Origin of the sequence: Nocardia sp. NPDC101769 (assembly GCF_044766925.1) — a bacterium.
GTDB lineage: Bacteria > Actinomycetota > Actinomycetes > Mycobacteriales > Mycobacteriaceae > Nocardia.
The window spans coordinates 258,894-274,787 of sequence record NZ_JBIWMX010000004.1 but is presented as its reverse complement, the minus strand read 5'-3'; the positions used below and the strand labels follow the sequence as shown (position 1 = coordinate 274,787).

Below are 15,894 nucleotides of genomic sequence, written 5' to 3'. Positions count from 1 at the left end.
CATGACAGACCGTCCGGACCTGGCAGCGATGATCGTCCCCCTGGGCCGCGCCCTGATGGCGGCCGAGCAACCGGTGCTCGCCGCACACGGACTCACCATGTGGGCGTACGTCGTACTGCTGCATCTGGACGAGGGGCCCGCGCGGGGTCAGGGGGTGCTGGCCCAGGAGATCGGGGCGGACAAGACGCGCATCATCGCGGTGCTCGACGACCTGCAGGAGCGCGGTCTCATCGAACGCCACCCCGACCCGGCCGACCGCCGCGCCCGGCTGCTCGCCCTCACCCCCGAGGGCCGTCGCCTGCGCGATGCGGCGCAGGCCGGGATCCAGGCCCAGGAGGATCACCTGCTGGGCAAGCTCCCCGCCGCCGATCGCCGCGGCTTCCTCAATGCCCTCATCACCCTCGCCGCCCTCCCCCGCGACGAAATCACCGGCCCCTGATCGAGATCAGCCGATGTCGATGGGGTCGATCTGGACGCGCAGGGGCGCGTCGGAGCGATGGGTGCTGCGGACGGCCTGGGCAGCGGCGAGGGCGCGGGAGAGGGCCGAGCCGGTGGCGCGGTCGGCGCGCAGGATCATGCGTTCGACCTCGGCGGGAGAGTCGCCGGAGGAGAACGGCTTTCGCGCACCCGGCGGCAGCGGCACCGGGCCCAGGACCTCGACGCCGTCGGGAAGCTTTGCCTCGCCGAGCAATTCGGCGATGGAGTCCGAGGTGCCGTCGATGGCGGCGAAGCGGACCGCGGGTGGGAAGCGCACCTCGGTGCGCTGCTCGAGCTCGAAACCGGCGTGCCACACCGGATCCCAGCGCACCAGCGCCTGCACGGTCGGGATCCCGGCGTCGGCCATGACGATGACCCGGCCGCCGGGACGCACCAGCGCCGCGGCCGACATCCAGCGGCGCAGGGCGTCCTCGGCGGCGCGGAGATCGGCGCGGCCGAGCAGGGCCCATCCGTCGAGCAGCATGGCGACCGCGTAACCGCCGGGCACCCGGGGTTCCGCGCCGATGGTGGACACCACGACCTGCGGACCCTCCGGCACGGTGTTCAGGATGGCGGACCCGCCCGAACCTCGTACGGGCACACCGGGAAACGCGCGTCCCAGTTCTTCGGCCGTGCGCGACGCCCCGATGACGACGGCCCGCAGCGCCCGCGATCCGCACGCTCCGCAGCGGAAGGCCGCCTCGGTGATCCCGCACCACCGGCAGGCCGGACTCTGCGCCTCGGCCACCCCTTCCCGCCCGCTGCGCAGAGCGCCACGTGACGCGGGCGCGCTGTCCGGCAGCGCCAGTGGACCGTTGCAGTGGCGGCAGCGCGCCGGGGCCCGGCACTTGACGCAGGCGAGCGCTGGGATGTATCCGCGCCGCGGCACCTGAACCAGCACCGGCCCACCGGCTTTGATCGCCTTGCGCGCCTCCGTGAACGCCACGGCCGGAATGCGGATGGCCTGCGCGATCGGGTCCCGCTCCAATGCCGCGTCGGTATCGCCGGGCGCGGTGATGCGCGGCATGGCCTGCCGCACCACGGCCCGATCCGCGAGTAGATCGTGCGCCCAGCCGGATTCGACGATCGCCTGCACCTCGGCCGTCCGCGAGAACCCGCCCGCCACGAACGCCGCCCCCGTCTCGTGCGCCCGCAACATGGCCACTTCCCGCGCATGCGGATACGGCGCACGCGGTTCGGCGAAAGTATCGTCCCCGTCGTCCCAAATGGCGATCAGCCCAAGGTCTTTCACCGGCGAGAACACGGCACTCCGCGTTCCCACGACGACCCGCGCCTGCCCACGCAGCACCGACAGCCACCGCCGATACCGCGCCGAGGGCCCCAACCCCGCCGCCAGCCCCACCGCCGACTCCCCCACCAGCGCAACACATTCCCCCAGCACCCGATCCAGATCCCGCTGATCCGGCACCATGATCACCGCGCTGCGCCCGCCACGTACGGTCACCGCCGCCAGCTCCGCCAGCCGCCCCGCCCAGTCCTCCCCCGGCAAGGCCTGCCACCCTGCCCGCGGCCCCCGCCCTTCCGCCAGCGCACCCAGGAACGAATGCCCGTGGACATACCGCCCCCACGCCGGGAACTCAGCGGCCAACGTCGACGAAGCAGCAGTCACCGGCTGCCGCCCCGACTCGCCCACCGGCACCGCCGCCACCGAAGCCGTCGAGTGGTCGCCGGCTCCCACAACCAGATCAGGCTGCGCGACAGCGGCTCCCGTCGAACTTTCGGCGGCGACCGCGCCAGAATCGGCGGCCGCGGGCATCGACACCGAATGCCTGTCGGCGGCAGGAGTCACCTCGTCCGTGGCGGATACATCGCCGACCTGAACCGGGGCGGTGTCCGCACCCCCGCCGTGCGCTGCGTCCCCGATGTCGCTTCCCCCTTCCGCGATCGCGAGCGCCGACTCCCCAGTCGACTCGACACCTCGCGGGACGGGCTGCGCGGCAGCATCGTCAGCGATTCCGGGCACGATGGAGATCCCCGCGTCACTCGGATGCGCTGCGGCGGTGCGGACCTGCGGGACATCGGGATGGGCCGAGTCACCGTCTGCCACAACAGGATCAGCGGCCGGGGGGCTCTTCTTCGAAGTGCGCTCGGGCTTTTCGGCTTCTTCGACGCCCTCGGACTCGACCTTGGCGTGGCGGGGCGGGATCGCGAGGCGGAGGACATCGGCACGGGTGCCCGCGTAGCGGGCGGCCACGGCGGTGACGAGCGCGAGGATCTCCGGGGTGAGGACGCGTTCACCGGAGACGACGCGTTCGAGGCGGACGAGTTTGCCGGTGTGGTCGGACTTTTCGAGGCGTTCGAGGAGGTAGCCGTCGACGAGGCGGCCGGAGAAGCGGACGCGGACGCGGACGCCGGGCTGGGCGAGTTCGTCCATCTCGGGCGGCACGAGGTAGTCGAAATCCCGGTCCAGGTGGGCGGGTTCGAGCAGGGGCAGGACCCGCGCGATGGGGTGGGACACGCCAACGCGCTCCACCTCCCCGCACTTGGCGAGAGCGTCGGGCTCGGAGGGGGTCTCCGTGCCCGACGCTCCCGTCGAGAGTGGTGGGGTGCCGGTCAATTACAGCCCGGCGGCCGCACGCAGCTTCTCCGCGCGGTCGGTGCGCTCCCACGGCAGATCGACATCGGTGCGGCCGAAGTGGCCGTAGGCGGCGGTCGGCGCGTAGATCGGGCGCAGCAGGTCCAGGTCGCGGATGATCGCGCCGGGACGCAGATCGAAGACCTGACCGATGGCATCGGAGATCTTGATCGGGTCGATCAGCTCGGTGCCGAAGGTCTCGACGAACAGGCCGACCGGGGCGGCCTTGCCGATGGCGTAGGCGACCTGGACCTCGACCCGCTCGGCCAGGCCGGCGGCGACGACATTCTTAGCGACCCAGCGCATGGCGTAGGCGGCGGAGCGGTCGACCTTCGACGGGTCCTTGCCGGAGAAGGCGCCGCCGCCGTGGCGGGCCATGCCGCCGTAGGTGTCGACGATGATCTTGCGGCCGGTCAGGCCCGCGTCACCCATGGGTCCACCGAGCACGAACTTGCCGGTCGGGTTGACCAGCAGGCGGACATCGGAGGTGTCCAGCGGGTTGGGCAGCTGGAGCTCGCCCAGCACCGCGTCGACGACCTTCTCGCGGATGTCCGGGGTGAGCAGGTTGTCCAGGTCGATGTCGGCCGCGTGCTGGGTCGAGATGACCACGGTGTCGAGGCGCTTGGGGACGGCGCCGTCGTACTCGATGGTGACCTGGGTCTTGCCGTCGGGACGCAGGTACGGCAGCACGCCGGACTTGCGGACCTCGGTCAGGCGGCGAGACAGCTTGTGCGCCAGCGAGATCGGCAGCGGCATGAGCTCGGGGGTCTCGATGGTGGCGTAGCCGAACATCAGGCCCTGGTCGCCGGCGCCCTGACGGGCGATCTCGTCGTCCTCGCCGCCCACGCGGGCCTCGTGCGAGGTGTCCACGCCCATGGCGATGTCCGGCGACTGGGCGCCGATGGCGACGTTCACGCCGCAGGAGGCGCCGTCGAAACCCTTTGCGGAGGAGTCGTATCCGATCTCCAGGACCTTCTCGCGGACGATGGTCGGGATGTCGGCGTAGGCCGTGGTGGTGACCTCACCGGCCACGTGTACCTGACCGGTGGTCACCAGGGTCTCCACCGCGACCCGGCTGCGCGGATCGGCCGCGAGCAACGCGTCGAGGATGGAATCGCTGATGGCATCACAGATCTTGTCGGGGTGACCCTCGGTCACCGACTCACTGGTGAACAGGCGGCTGCCAGACGTGCGCACAGTTGTTCCCTCTCCCTCAACGGGTTTCTCGTATCGGGTGGCGACAGTAGCGTCTCCGCCGCATCGCACAACCCTTTGTCTCAGGTTATTCCAATATGTTCGTCACAGGGGCGGGCCGCCCTTGTGACGAACACATTGTGACTCAGACAGTCCCCGTTATCTGTCGTCCCAGTGGGAGACAGCGGCGAGTGCCCGACCCTGCGGTGCCGAGGCTTCAGCGGAGCAAGGGGCCGAGTGCATCCAGCACCCGGCTGGCCAGCAGTGCCTTGGACCCGTGGTCCAGGGCGATCTCGGTGCCGTCGGCACCGAGCAACCAGCCGTCGTTGGTGTCGACCTCGAAGGCCTTCCCCTCCCCGACGGCATTCACGACCAGCAGGTCGCAGCCTTTACGGGCCAGTTTAGCCCGGGCGTGGGTGAGCACATCCGCGTGCTCGTCCCCGGTCTCGGCGGCGAAGCCGACGATCGCGGTGCCCGGTAGGTGCCCGTCGCGACGGGACTGCACCAACCCGGCCAGGATATCCGGTGTCTTGGCGAGCGCGATCGAATCCGGTTCTCCCGCACCCTTTTTGATCTTAGCCGCCGCCACGTTCACCGGGCGGAAGTCGGCCACAGCCGCGGCCATGACGACCGCGTCCGCACCCAGCGAGTGCTTGTCGACGGCCACCTTCAGCTGTTCGGCGGTGGTCACGTGCACGACCTCGACCGCGGCCGGCGGTTCGAGCCCGATCGTATTACCCGCGATCAGCGTCACCTGCGCGCCACGCTGGGCGGCCAGGCGGGCGATCGCGTAGCCCTGCTTGCCGGAACTCCGATTGCCCAGGAAGCGAACGGGATCCAGCGGTTCGCGGGTGCCGCCCGCCGACACCACGACGCGGCGGCCCTCGAGGTCGCGCGGCAGGGCGTCGGCGCGTTCGAGCAGCAGCCGGGCCAGACCGAAGATCTCCTCCGGCTCGGGCAGCCGGCCCGGGCCGGTGTCGGTGCCGGTCAGCCGGCCCGAGGCCGGTTCCATGACCACGGCGCCGTGCGCGCGCAGCGTCGCCACGTTCGCCCGGGTGGCCGGGTGCTCCCACATCTCGGTGTGCATGGCCGGGGCGAACAGGATGGGACAGCGCGCGGTCAGCAGCGTCGCGGTCAACAGATCGTCGGCGCGGCCCTGCGCGGCGCGGGCCATGAGGTCCGCGGTGGCGGGGGCGATGACGACCAGGTCGGCCTCCTGGCCGAGACGCACGTGCGGCACCTCCGGCACATCGGCGAAGACACCGGTGTGCACGGGGTGGCCGGACAGCGCCTCGAAGGTGGCCTTGCCGACGAATTGCAGCGCCGACTCGGTGGGAATGACACGAACCTCGTGCCCGGTTTCGGTGAACCGGCGCACGAGGTTGCAGCTCTTGTAGGCGGCGATACCGCCGCCGACTCCGACGACGATCCGGGTCACCGCGGGACTACTCCCCTTCGGAGTGCTCGAGCAGGTCGGCGTGGATCTCGCGCATCGCCACCGACAGCGGCTTCTCCTGCAGACCCGGCTCGACCAGCGGACCGACGTATTCGAGAATGCCGTCGCCGAGCTGGTTGTAGTAATCGTTGATCTGCCGAGCCCGCTTGGCCGCGTAGATGACCAGCGCGTACTTGGACGAAGTCCGCTCCAGCAGTTCGTCGATCGGCGGGTTGGTGAGGCCGACCGGAGTGTCGTAGGCGGGCGCGGTCTTGATGTCCGTACTCACTAGGAAGGCTCCTGCGGGGTTGTTCGGAAGGGTGGCTTTCCCGGCTCACCGCCCTGCTCGAGCGATCAGAACAGAGACGAGCCGGGGTTTCCGGGGCTAAGACCCCGAATTTGTGCTAACGAACAACGATACCAACTGCTCACAGGCGCTGGTCACGTGGTCGTTCACGATGACGATGTCGAACTCGTCACATGCAGCCAATTCGGTGCGAGCGGTCTGCAGACGACGCTCGATCACCTCGGGCGATTCCGTCCCGCGCGAGGTCAGGCGGGACACCAGCTCGTCCCAGCTGGGTGGGGCCAGGAAGACCAGTTTGGCTTCCGGCATGGTCTTGCGGATCGAGCGCGCGCCCTCGAGGTCCACCTCGATCAGGACATGGTGTCCGGACGTGAGCGCTTCCCGCACGGGTACGGCCGGGGTGCCCGACCGCTGCAGTCCACCATGGATGTCGGCCCATTCGAGCAGTTCGCCCGCCTCGATCATGGCGTCGAACTTCTCACGGGTGACGAATCGGTAGTCCTGGCCGTCGACCTCCCCGGGCCGCGGAGCCCGGGTGGTGGCCGACACACTGAATACCAATTCGGGCAGTCGTTCGCGCACGCAGCGCACGACGGTGGACTTACCGACGGCCGAGGGGCCGACCAGAACTACCAGTCGACCCTTCCGAGTGTGTTCGACCACCCTCGGATTATTCGGCGCTGAAGTCGAACCGGGCCAGCAGCGCCTTACGCTGCCGGTCGCCCAGTCCGCGCAGGCGGCGGGTAGGAGCGATCTCGAGCTCGCTCATGATCTCGGCCGCCTTGACCTTGCCAACCTTCGGCAGGGCCTCGAGCAGCGCCGAAACCTTCATCTTGCCGAGGACTTCGTCCTTCTCGGCGTCCGCAAGGACCGTCTTCAGATCGGTGCCACCACGCTTCAAGCGCTCCTTGAGCTCCGCCCGAGCGCGGCGAGCGGCAGCCGCCTTCTCCAAAGCAGCGGCGCGCTGCTCGTCAGTCAGCTGGGGAAGGGCCACGGTTCCTCCGTCTCATCGTTCATTGCTTGATCTACCTCCGGTAACCCGGTGGTCTCAGCGACCGTACCCACGACGCTTGCCGATTGCGAACCCACCCCCCAGGTCAGCGGGTGATTCGGGCCGCGACCGGGCCGGATGCGCAGCACCGCGGTCGGTGCCGGACCGGCCCCGGCGATCCGCCCGGCACGGTCACGAATAGCCTTGCAGCCAGGGCTTTTTCGCGGACTTGACAGGGCCCGGGAGAGGTCGGACGGGCCCCGCGCGAAACCGTGACCGACCTGTAATCACGCGACCTGGATTTTTCTTGGAATTCTCGGCGTGTCGTTCGATTCAGCACCGCGTGTCGCGTCTCACCCGAGGCATCGCGAGCAGTGCCGAAACGCGCAATTCCGACACCTTCCTTTGCAGGTCGGGCCGGTGCGGGGTGGCTCCGCCACCGCCGGAACGGCCCTTTTCCGCCCCTCACGCGGCCACTGACGGGTTAAACCTCCCGGCCCCGACGAACTACGCCCGCCGCAGTGCGGCGGGCGTGAGAGACGCGATACGGACAAGCGTTCGATCGGGTCGCCGGATGGTTCGCCAACGGCGAACAAGATCGAGTCAGTCGTCGTACTGGCACAGCTCCACGAGCGTGCCCTCCGGGGCCCGCACGTGCGCCACGCGCATGCCCCACGCGGGCTGCTCGGCGGGCTCGGCGGCGATCCGGGCGCCGCGCTCGCGCAGGGTCTCGACGGCCCGGTCGACATCGGCGACGCGCAAAACCACGACGACCGTGTCGATCTCGCCGCGCGGGCGGTGCGCGGCGCCGATCGCGGCGTCCATGTAGGCGCGGGTGAACAGCGCGAGATCCTGGCCGCCGAGGGTGAAGCAGGCGTAGGGGCCGGCGTCGGATTCGGGGACGTCGCCGGGTACCTCCTGTTTCAGGGGCAGGCCCAGGACGTCGCGATAGAAGCGATAGCTGGACGCGAAATCGTCCACCAGGACGCGGGTTTGGCCGTAGGAGACGAGGCCGAGGCCGGCGTCGGACATGAGAAATCCCACCTTTCTACCGAGCGGTCGGGTTTCATCCTAGTGCTCGGGGAAGGCGGCGAAACAGGCGCTCCGGGACGGAATCAGTTGCTCTCCATGGCGATTCGCAGACCCAGGCCGACCATGAAGGTGCCCATGGCGGCGTCGAGGGCGCGGCGCACCCGGCGGCGGGTGAACACGTGCCGCAACGCGCCCACGCCGAAGGCCAGGATCACGAACCAGAACAGGTTGGCGATCGTGCACACCACGGCCAGTTCGAGGGTGCCCAGCGCCGAGGGATCGGCGGGCAGGAACTGCGGCACCAGTGCGATGAAGAACACGGCGCATTTGGGATTCAGCAGGTTGGTGAGTAGGCCCTGCCGGAAGGCGACCAGCGCGCCGCGACGGTTCGCGGCCGCGTCGGGATCGGGCCGGTAGTCACCGCGCCGTGCGGCCAGTAGCGCGCGAATGCCGATGTAGGCCAGGTAGATCGCGCCGACCAGCTTCACCACCGTGTACGCCTGGGCCGATGCGGCCAGCAGACCGGCGACGCCGACCGCGGTGACCAGCGCCCACACGAACACGCCGACCGCGATGCCGCCCGCGCTGGCGACTCCGGCGCGTCGGCCGGAGACCACCGAATTCCGCAGCACGATCAGGAAATCCGGTCCGGGCGACATGGAGCCGAGCACGATCACCCCGGCCAGCGTGAGAACTTCGGTGAGCGACAGCACCGGGCCAGCCTACGCGGCGGCCGGAGAGCGGTTCCGACGCCGGATTCAGGCGGCGGGCCAGAAGTCCTCCAGGCCCGGAGCCGCCTCGGTGCCCTGTCGCAGACCGGCCTCGTAGGCGGGTTCGAGGGCGGCGGCGTTGAACAGGTCGGGACCGTAGGCGGCAATGGCCTCGGCGTCCGGGACGATGAAACGCGTTACCGCGCCGCCCAGCTCGCGATCCGACGGACTGTGCGGGAACAGGTGCGCGAGCGGTTCGATGATCAGGATGCGTTCCGCGCCCGCGGCCAGGTCGGCATTGATGGGTGAGCGCATGCCGCCGTCGATGTAATCGGTGCCGTCGATCGAAATCGGCGGGAAGACACCGGGAACCGAGGTACTCGAGGCCAGCGCCTCGGGCAGGGTGGCCTTGCCGTCGGGCGTCCACACCTGCAGGTCACCGGTCGTGACGCTGATGGCGGTGATCCGCAGATCGCGCCGCGGCCAGCCGACATTGCCGACGAACCCGCCGATACGGGTGATGTGGTCGGCCGGGTCGCCGACATTCATCTCCAGCGCGCGCACGCCGACGCGGCGGCGGGCCTCCTTGGGATCCAGCCCGGGCGTGGCCAGTAGGCCCAGGATCTCGCCGAAGCCGTTCGGGTCGAACTCGATCGGTTCCAGGTCGGAGTCGGGTCCGGGCCGCCGCAGCAGCAGGGTGAGGTCGACCTCGGCGGCCAGGGCCGCCCCGACGACCGCACCGGCGGAGGTGCCGACGATACGTTCGGCCAGGGCGGCGTCGATTCCGCCCCCGCGCAGTCCGATGACGACGCCCGCCATCCAGCTCAGGCCGACCGCGCCACCCCCTCCGAGCACGAGGGCGTGATGAATTCCGTTGGGCGGCACCGCGGCAGACATGCCGCCACTGTAACCGCAAAACCGGCGAAGCGGAGAAGTATCCTCCGATACCGCGGATGTCAGGCTCAGGCGGTCGGCCAGACCTCGCGCAGGCGCGTGGCGACCTCGGCGGCCTGCCGCCACCCGGCGTCGTAGGCGGGCCCCAGCGCGGCGCGGTCGAAGACATCGGGACCGATGGCCGCCTTCGCCTCGTCGTCGGGCACCACGAACATCACTGTGGCATCACCCAGTTCACTGTCCGACGGCGCGTGTGGGAACATGCCCGCCATCGGTTCGACCACGACGATCAGCTCCGCGCCCGCGGCGAGCCCGGCATTGATCGGCGAAATCATGCCGCCGTCGATGTAGTACCTCCCGTCCACCGGGATGGGCGGGAAGATGCCCGGGACCGAGGTGCTGGCGGCGACCGCCTCGCCGAGGGTGGCCTTGCCGTCGGGGAACCAGGTCTGCAGTCTGCCGGTCGCGACATCGGTGGCGGTGACGACGAGATCCCGGTCGGGCCAGCCGGTCGAGCCGAGCAGCCGCGACATGCGGGTGACATGGTCGGCGGGATCGCCGACGTTCCGCTCCAGCGCGAGCTCACCGATGCGGCGACGACTCTCGGTCACGCTCAACCCGAGCGCCATCACCGTGGCGATGATCTGCTGCAGGCCCGAGCCGTCGACCTGCGGCGCGTCTGGATCGGCCGCGGGCATGGCCGCGACCAGGGCCACCAGGTCGACCTCGTTCGCCAGGTTGGCGGCGACGACCGCACCGGCGGAGGTGCCGACGAAACGATCGGCCCGCGACAGGTCGATCCCCAGTTCCCGGAGGCCGACCGCGAGACCGGTCATCCAGAGGATGCCGACGGCTCCGCCACCGCCGAGCACAAGTGCGTTGCGAAATCCGTTGGGCGACACAGGGGTAGACATGCCGCTACTGTAGCCGCAACTCGCGGCGGACCCGGGGAAGCGTCCCGCGATGCCTCGGGGCACCGGATTCGATCCGGTGCCCCGAGGCGTCGACCGTGGTGAATCAGTCCTGGAGGAAGGCGAATTCCGCGGCCAGCTCGGCCACCTTCTCCTTCAGCGCGGAGGCCGTCGGGCCCGCACCGAGGACCTCGCGCGAGACGTTCGGCAGCACCGCGCCGAGATCGCTCGCGGGGATCAGCTTGCGGATGGAGTCCGCTCCCCCGCCCTGCGCGCCGACGCCGGGCATGAGGATCGGGCCGTTGAGCCGGCTCAGATCCGGGGCCGCGTCGAGGGTCGCGCCGACCACCACACCGACGGAACCGAATTCGACTCCGGCATTGGCGGCGGCCGCGTCGTCGACCATGCGCTGGGCGATGCTACGACCGTCCGGGCCCGTGATGGTCTGCAGTTCCACCGCCTCCGGGTTGGAGGTGGCGGCCAGCACGAACACGCCGCGGTCATTGGCCTGCGCGAGCTCCAGAGCCGGTGCGAGCGAACCGAATCCGAGGTACGGGGAGACGGTGACCGCGTCCGTGCCGAGGGGGCCGTCACCCAGCCAGGCGTGGGCGTAGGCGTCCATGGTGGAGCCGATATCGCCGCGCTTGGCATCGGCGAGCACCAGGGTGCCCGCCGCCCGCAGTGCGGCGATCGTCTCCTCCAGCACCAGGATTCCGGCCGAACCGTAGGTCTCGAAGAACGCCACCTGCGGTTTGACCAGCGCCACCCGGCCCGCGAAGGCACGCACGCAGGCGTCGGCGAACTTCGCCACGCCCGCGGCGTCCTCGCTCAGGCCCCAGGCCCGCAGCAGCGGCGGATGCGGGTCGATGCCGACGCACAGCGGGCCGTGCTCGCGCATCGACTCCCGCAGCCGCACACCGAAGGTCGTCATCCGCGCAGCGCCGCGTGGAGTTCCTGCAGGGACCGCACCCCGATGCCGCCGCGAATGGTGGCCTCGATGCCCTGCACGGCCGCGGCCGCACCCTGCACGGTGGTGATGCACGGGATGTTTGCGCCCACCGCGGCGGTGCGGATCTCGTAGCCGTCCACGCGCGGGCCGTTGTTGCCGTACGGGGTGTTGAACACGATGTCGACGTCGCCGTCCTTGATCATGTCCACGATGCTGGGCTGATCCGGCGCGTCGTCGGAGTGCTTGCGCACCCGATCGCACGGAATGCCGTTGCGGCGCAGCATTTCCGCGGTGCCCTCGGTGGCGAGGATGCGGAAGCCCAGGTCGTGCAGGCGCTTGACCGGGAACACCATGGCCCGCTTGTCGCGGTTGGCGATCGACACGAACGCGGTGCCCTCGGTCGGCAGCGAACCGTAGGCGGCCGACTGCGACTTGGCGAACGCGGTGCCGAAGTCGGCGTCGATGCCCATGACCTCGCCGGTGGACTTCATCTCCGGGGAGAGCAGCGAATCCACGCCGGTGCCGTCCGGGCGACGGAAGCGGTGGAACGGAAGCACGGCCTCCTTGACCGCGACCGGGGCGTCGATCGGCGCGTAGCCGCCGTCGCCCTCGGCCGGGAGCAGGCCCTCCTTGCGGAGTTCGGCGATGGTGGCGCCCAACGCGATGCGCGCCGCGGCCTTCGCGAGGGGCACCGCGGTGGCCTTGGAGACGAACGGCACGGTCCGGCTGGCGCGCGGGTTGGCCTCCAGGACGTAGAGCACGTCGTCCTTGAGCGCGTACTGCACGTTCAGCAGGCCCTTGACGCCGATGCCCCTGGCGAGCGCGGCGGTGGAGCGGCGCACGGCCTCGATATCGCTGCGGCCCAGGGTGATCGGGGGCAGGGCGCACGCCGAGTCACCGGAGTGGATACCGGCCTCCTCGATGTGCTCCATGACGCCGCCCAGGTAGACCTCCTCGCCGTCGCACAGGGCGTCGACGTCGATCTCGATGGCGTCCTCCAGGAACCGGTCGACCAGCACCGGGTGGTCCGGGGTGATCTCGGTGGCGCGGGAGATGTAGTCCTCGAGGGACTTCTCGTCGTAGACGATCTCCATGCCGCGGCCGCCCAGCACGTAGGACGGGCGCACCAGCACCGGGTAGCCGATCTCGTTGGCGATCTTCTTGGCCTGCGGGAAGGTGGTGGCGGTGCCGTACTTGGGAGCCGGAAGACCGGCTGCCACAAGGACATCGCCGAACTCGCCGCGGTCCTCGGCCAGGTCGATGGCCGCCGCCGAGGTGCCGACCACGGGCACGCCCGCGTCGGTGAGGCGCTGGGCCAGGCTCAGCGGGGTCTGGCCGCCGAGCTGGCAGATGACGCCCGCGACGGTGCCGGACTCGGTCTCGGCGTGGTACACCTCGAGCACGTCCTCGAAGGTGAGCGGCTCGAAGTAGAGGCGGTCGGCGGTGTCGTAGTCGGTCGACACGGTCTCCGGGTTGCAGTTGACCATGATGGTCTCGAACCCGGCGGCCGACAGCGTCTGTGCGGCGTGCACACACGAGTAGTCGAACTCGATACCCTGACCGATGCGGTTCGGACCCGAGCCGAGAATGATGACCTTCTCGCGCTCCTTCTGCGGCGCCACTTCGGATTCCGCGGCGGGATCCAGCTCGTAGGCCGAGTAGTGGTACGGGGTCTTGGCCTCGAACTCGGCCGCGCAGGTGTCGACGGTCTTGAACACCGGGCGGATGCCGAGGCGGTGGCGCAGCTCGCGCACGCCGCCCTCACCGGCGAGTTCCGGTCGCAGCGAAGCGATCTGGCGATCCGAAAGGCCGTAGTGCTTGGCCGTGCGCAGCAGCGGCTCGTCCAGCACGGGGGCGTCGAGGATCTCCTGGCGCAGCTCCACCAGGCCCGCGACCTCGGCCACGAACCACGGGTCGATGCCGGAGGCGGCGGCCACGTCCTCGATGCTCGCGCCCAGGCGCAGCGCGCGCTCCACCTGGTAGATGCGGCCCTCGGTCGGAACCTTCAGGTCGTCGAGGATGGCCTGCACGTCGGTCCACTCGCCGTCGGGCTGGGTCCAGAAGCCCGCGGCCTTGGTCTCGAGCGAGCGCAGCACCTTGCCCAGGGCCTCGGAGAAGTTGCGGCCCATGGACATCGCCTCGCCGACCGATTTCATGGTGGTGGTCAGCGTCGGGTCGGCGCCCGGGAACTTCTCGAAGGCGAAGCGCGGGGCCTTCACCACGACATAGTCGAGGGTCGGCTCGAAGCAGGCCGGGGTCTCGCCGGTGATGTCGTTGATGATCTCGTCGAGGGTGTAGCCGATGGCCAGCTTGGCGGCGATCTTGGCGATCGGGAAACCCGTTGCCTTGGACGCCAGGGCGGACGAGCGCGAGACGCGCGGGTTCATCTCGATGACGATCAGGCGGCCGTCGCGCGGGTCCACCGCGAACTGGATATTGCAGCCGCCGGTATCGACGCCGACCTCGCGCAGGATGGCGATGCCGAGATCGCGCATCTTCTGGTATTCGCGGTCGGTGAGGGTCATGGCCGGGGCGACGGTGACCGAGTCACCGGTGTGCACGCCCATCGGGTCCACGTTCTCGATCGAGCAGACGATGACGACATTGTCCTTGCCGTCACGCATGAGCTCGAGCTCGAATTCCTTCCAGCCCAGGATGGATTCCTCGATGAGCACGTTCGCGGTGGGCGAGGCGGCCAGGCCGCCGCCGGCGATGCGATCGAGGTCGTCGTGGTTGTAGGCCATGCCCGAGCCCAGGCCGCCCATGGTGAACGACGGGCGCACGACCACCGGGAAGCCCAGTTCCGCAACGGTTTCGCGGACCTCGGCCATGGTGTAGCAGACCTTGGAGCGCGCCGACTCGCCGCCGACCTTGGCGACGATGTCCTTGAACTTCTGGCGGTCCTCACCACGCTGAATGGCCTCGAAGTCCGCGCCGATCAGCTCGACGTCGTACTTGTCGAGGATGCCGTTCTCGTGCAGGGCGACAGCGCAATTGAGCGCGGTCTGGCCGCCCAGGGTCGCGAGGATCGCGTCCGGGCGTTCCTTGGCGATGACCTTCTCGACGAATTCCCAGGTGATCGGCTCGACATAGGTCGAGTCGGCGAACTCCGGGTCGGTCATGATGGTCGCCGGGTTGGAGTTCACCAGCGAGACGCGCAGGCCCTCGGACTTGAGGACGCGGCACGCCTGGGTTCCCGAGTAGTCGAACTCGCAAGCCTGGCCGATGACGATCGGGCCCGAGCCGATCACCAGGATGTGGTTGAGATCGGTGCGGCGTGGCATCAGGCTCCTTCCATCAGCATGGCGAAACGGTCGAACAGGTAGGCGGCGTCGTGGGGTCCGGCCGCGGCCTCGGGGTGGTACTGCACGGAGAAGGCGCGGCCGCTCACCAGCTGCACGCCCTCGACGACACCGTCGTTGGCACAGACGTGGCTGACCTCGGCCTTGCCGAACGGAGTGTCGAACACCTCGCCGCGCTCACCCTCCAGGGCGAAGCCGTGGTTCTGCGCGGTGATCGAGATGCGGCCCGAATGATGTTCGACGACCGGCACATTGATGCCGCGGTGGCCGAACTTCATCTTGTAGGTCTTGCGCCCGAAGGCGCGGCCCAGGATCTGGTTGCCGAAGCAGATGCCGAACAGCGGGATGTCCTCGCCCAGCACCTGCTGGGTGAGCGCCACCATGGTGTCCTGGGTCGCCGGGTCGCCCGGGCCGTTGGACAGGAACACACCGTTCGGGTTCAGTTCCTTGATCTGGTCGAAGGTGACGTGGGACGGCACCACGTGCACCCGCATGCCGCGCTGGGCGAACATGCGCGGGGTGTTCGACTTGATGCCCAGGTCCACCGCGACCACCGTGAAGCGGTGCTCGCCGACCGGGTCGACGGTGTACATCTCGTCGGTGGAGACCTCACCGGCCAGGTCCGCACCCAGCATGGACTGCTGGCTGTTGACCTTGTCGAGCATGTCCTCGTATTCGGTGAGCGACTCGCCGGAGAAGATGCCCGCCTTCATGGAACCGCGGGTGCGCAGGTGCCGCACCAGGGCCCGGGTGTCGATGCCGGCGATGCCGACGACGTTCTGGTTCTCCAGCTCGTCCTGCAGGGTGCGGGTGGCGCGCCAGTTGGAGGCGCGGCGCGCGGGGTCGCGCACGGCGTAGCCGGCGACCCAGATCTTCGAGGACTCGTCGTCCTCGTCGTTCCAACCGGTATTGCCGATCTGCGGCGCGGTGGCCACCACGATCTGGCGGTCGTAGCTGGGGTCGGTGAGGGTCTCCTGATAGCCCGTCATGGCGGTACAGAACACCGCCTCACCCAATGTCTGCCCCACGGCGCCGAAGGTCGTCCCGCGGAACACGCGGCCGTCCTCGAGCACCATCGCCGCGACGCCTCCCCCTA

General features: G+C 69.6%; 14 protein-coding genes. 1 reads left to right on the top strand and 13 read right to left on the bottom strand.

Translation table 11 applies throughout. The features are described from left to right. Window position 1 precedes the first annotated feature (1 nt). Window positions 2-439, top strand: a complete 438-nt coding sequence (locus ACIRRA_RS09845; protein WP_357003188.1) for a MarR family winged helix-turn-helix transcriptional regulator — start codon at window positions 2-4, stop codon at window positions 437-439. Window positions 440-445: 6 nt separating this feature from the next. Here the strand turns inward: ACIRRA_RS09845 and ACIRRA_RS09840 are convergent, their stop codons facing one another. The 13 genes from ACIRRA_RS09840 to carA form a co-directional block, all read right to left on the bottom strand. Beyond that, window positions 446-2,956 carry a primosomal protein N' gene (locus ACIRRA_RS09840; RefSeq protein WP_402765497.1) on the bottom strand — a complete coding sequence of 837 codons (2,511 nt, stop codon included), beginning with the start codon at window positions 2,954-2,956 and terminating at the stop codon, window positions 446-448. Between the two features lie 99 nt (window positions 2,957-3,055). After that, a complete protein-coding gene (metK, locus tag ACIRRA_RS09835) occupies window positions 3,056-4,270 on the bottom strand; it encodes a methionine adenosyltransferase (RefSeq protein WP_357003184.1) in 1,215 nt (404 codons plus the stop codon). A 214-nt stretch (window positions 4,271-4,484) separates the two neighbouring features. Beyond that, window positions 4,485-5,705 carry a bifunctional phosphopantothenoylcysteine decarboxylase/phosphopantothenate--cysteine ligase CoaBC gene (coaBC, locus tag ACIRRA_RS09830; RefSeq protein WP_354837421.1) on the bottom strand — a complete coding sequence of 407 codons (1,221 nt, stop codon included), beginning with the start codon at window positions 5,703-5,705 and terminating at the stop codon, window positions 4,485-4,487. 7 nt (window positions 5,706-5,712) lie between these two features. Further along, entirely contained in the window at window positions 5,713-5,991 is a 279-nt protein-coding gene (gene rpoZ / locus ACIRRA_RS09825; RefSeq protein WP_067713345.1) for a DNA-directed RNA polymerase subunit omega, read from the bottom strand. A 96-nt stretch (window positions 5,992-6,087) separates the two neighbouring features. Then, window positions 6,088-6,672, bottom strand: a complete 585-nt coding sequence (gmk, locus tag ACIRRA_RS09820) for a guanylate kinase (protein WP_357003179.1) — start codon at window positions 6,670-6,672, stop codon at window positions 6,088-6,090. Window positions 6,673-6,679: 7 nt separating this feature from the next. Beyond that, window positions 6,680-7,003, bottom strand: a complete 324-nt coding sequence (mihF, locus tag ACIRRA_RS09815; RefSeq protein WP_033086940.1) for an integration host factor, actinobacterial type — start codon at window positions 7,001-7,003, stop codon at window positions 6,680-6,682. Between the two features lie 600 nt (window positions 7,004-7,603). Next, window positions 7,604-8,032, bottom strand: a complete 429-nt coding sequence (locus ACIRRA_RS09810) for a VOC family protein (RefSeq protein WP_402765493.1) — start codon at window positions 8,030-8,032, stop codon at window positions 7,604-7,606. Between the two features lie 83 nt (window positions 8,033-8,115). Next, window positions 8,116-8,745: a LysE family translocator gene (locus ACIRRA_RS09805; RefSeq protein WP_402765491.1), complete on the bottom strand. Its 630-nt coding sequence runs from the start codon at window positions 8,743-8,745 to the stop codon at window positions 8,116-8,118. 45 nt (window positions 8,746-8,790) lie between these two features. Continuing rightward, window positions 8,791-9,639: a patatin-like phospholipase family protein gene (locus ACIRRA_RS09800; RefSeq protein ID WP_402765489.1), complete on the bottom strand. Its 849-nt coding sequence runs from the start codon at window positions 9,637-9,639 to the stop codon at window positions 8,791-8,793. Window positions 9,640-9,704: 65 nt separating this feature from the next. Beyond that, window positions 9,705-10,550: a patatin-like phospholipase family protein gene (locus ACIRRA_RS09795; RefSeq protein WP_402765486.1), complete on the bottom strand. Its 846-nt coding sequence runs from the start codon at window positions 10,548-10,550 to the stop codon at window positions 9,705-9,707. A gap of 103 nt (window positions 10,551-10,653) precedes the next feature. Then, window positions 10,654-11,478: an orotidine-5'-phosphate decarboxylase gene (gene pyrF, locus ACIRRA_RS09790; RefSeq protein ID WP_402765483.1), complete on the bottom strand. Its 825-nt coding sequence runs from the start codon at window positions 11,476-11,478 to the stop codon at window positions 10,654-10,656. After that, window positions 11,475-14,780, bottom strand: a complete 3,306-nt coding sequence (gene carB, locus ACIRRA_RS09785) for a carbamoyl-phosphate synthase large subunit (protein WP_402765480.1) — start codon at window positions 14,778-14,780, stop codon at window positions 11,475-11,477. Before carB ends, pyrF begins: the two co-directional genes overlap by 4 nt. Beyond that, on the bottom strand, window positions 14,780-15,874 hold the full coding sequence (gene carA, locus ACIRRA_RS09780; RefSeq protein ID WP_402765477.1) for a glutamine-hydrolyzing carbamoyl-phosphate synthase small subunit: 1,095 nt from the start codon (window positions 15,872-15,874) through the stop codon (window positions 14,780-14,782). The genes carB and carA overlap by 1 nt, the downstream gene beginning before the upstream one ends. Between the last annotated feature and the right edge of the window lie 20 nt (window positions 15,875-15,894).

Excerpts from the sequence above, each read along its gene's own strand:
- pyrF (WP_402765483.1), bottom strand. The coding sequence starts at position 11,478 with ATGACGACCTTCGGTGTGCGGCTGCGGGAGTCGATGCGCGAGCACGGC.
- ACIRRA_RS09810 (WP_402765493.1), bottom strand. The coding sequence starts at position 8,032 with ATGTCCGACGCCGGCCTCGGCCTCGTCTCCTACGGCCAAACCCGCGTC.
- ACIRRA_RS09845 (WP_357003188.1), top strand. The coding sequence starts at position 2 with ATGACAGACCGTCCGGACCTGGCAGCGATGATCGTCCCCCTGGGCCGC.
- carB (WP_402765480.1), bottom strand. The coding sequence starts at position 14,780 with ATGCCACGCCGCACCGATCTCAACCACATCCTGGTGATCGGCTCGGGC.
- ACIRRA_RS09800 (WP_402765489.1), bottom strand. The coding sequence starts at position 9,639 with ATGTCTGCCGCGGTGCCGCCCAACGGAATTCATCACGCCCTCGTGCTC.
- carA (WP_402765477.1), bottom strand. The coding sequence starts at position 15,874 with ATGGTGCTCGAGGACGGCCGCGTGTTCCGCGGGACGACCTTCGGCGCC.
- ACIRRA_RS09795 (WP_402765486.1), bottom strand. The coding sequence starts at position 10,550 with ATGTCTACCCCTGTGTCGCCCAACGGATTTCGCAACGCACTTGTGCTC.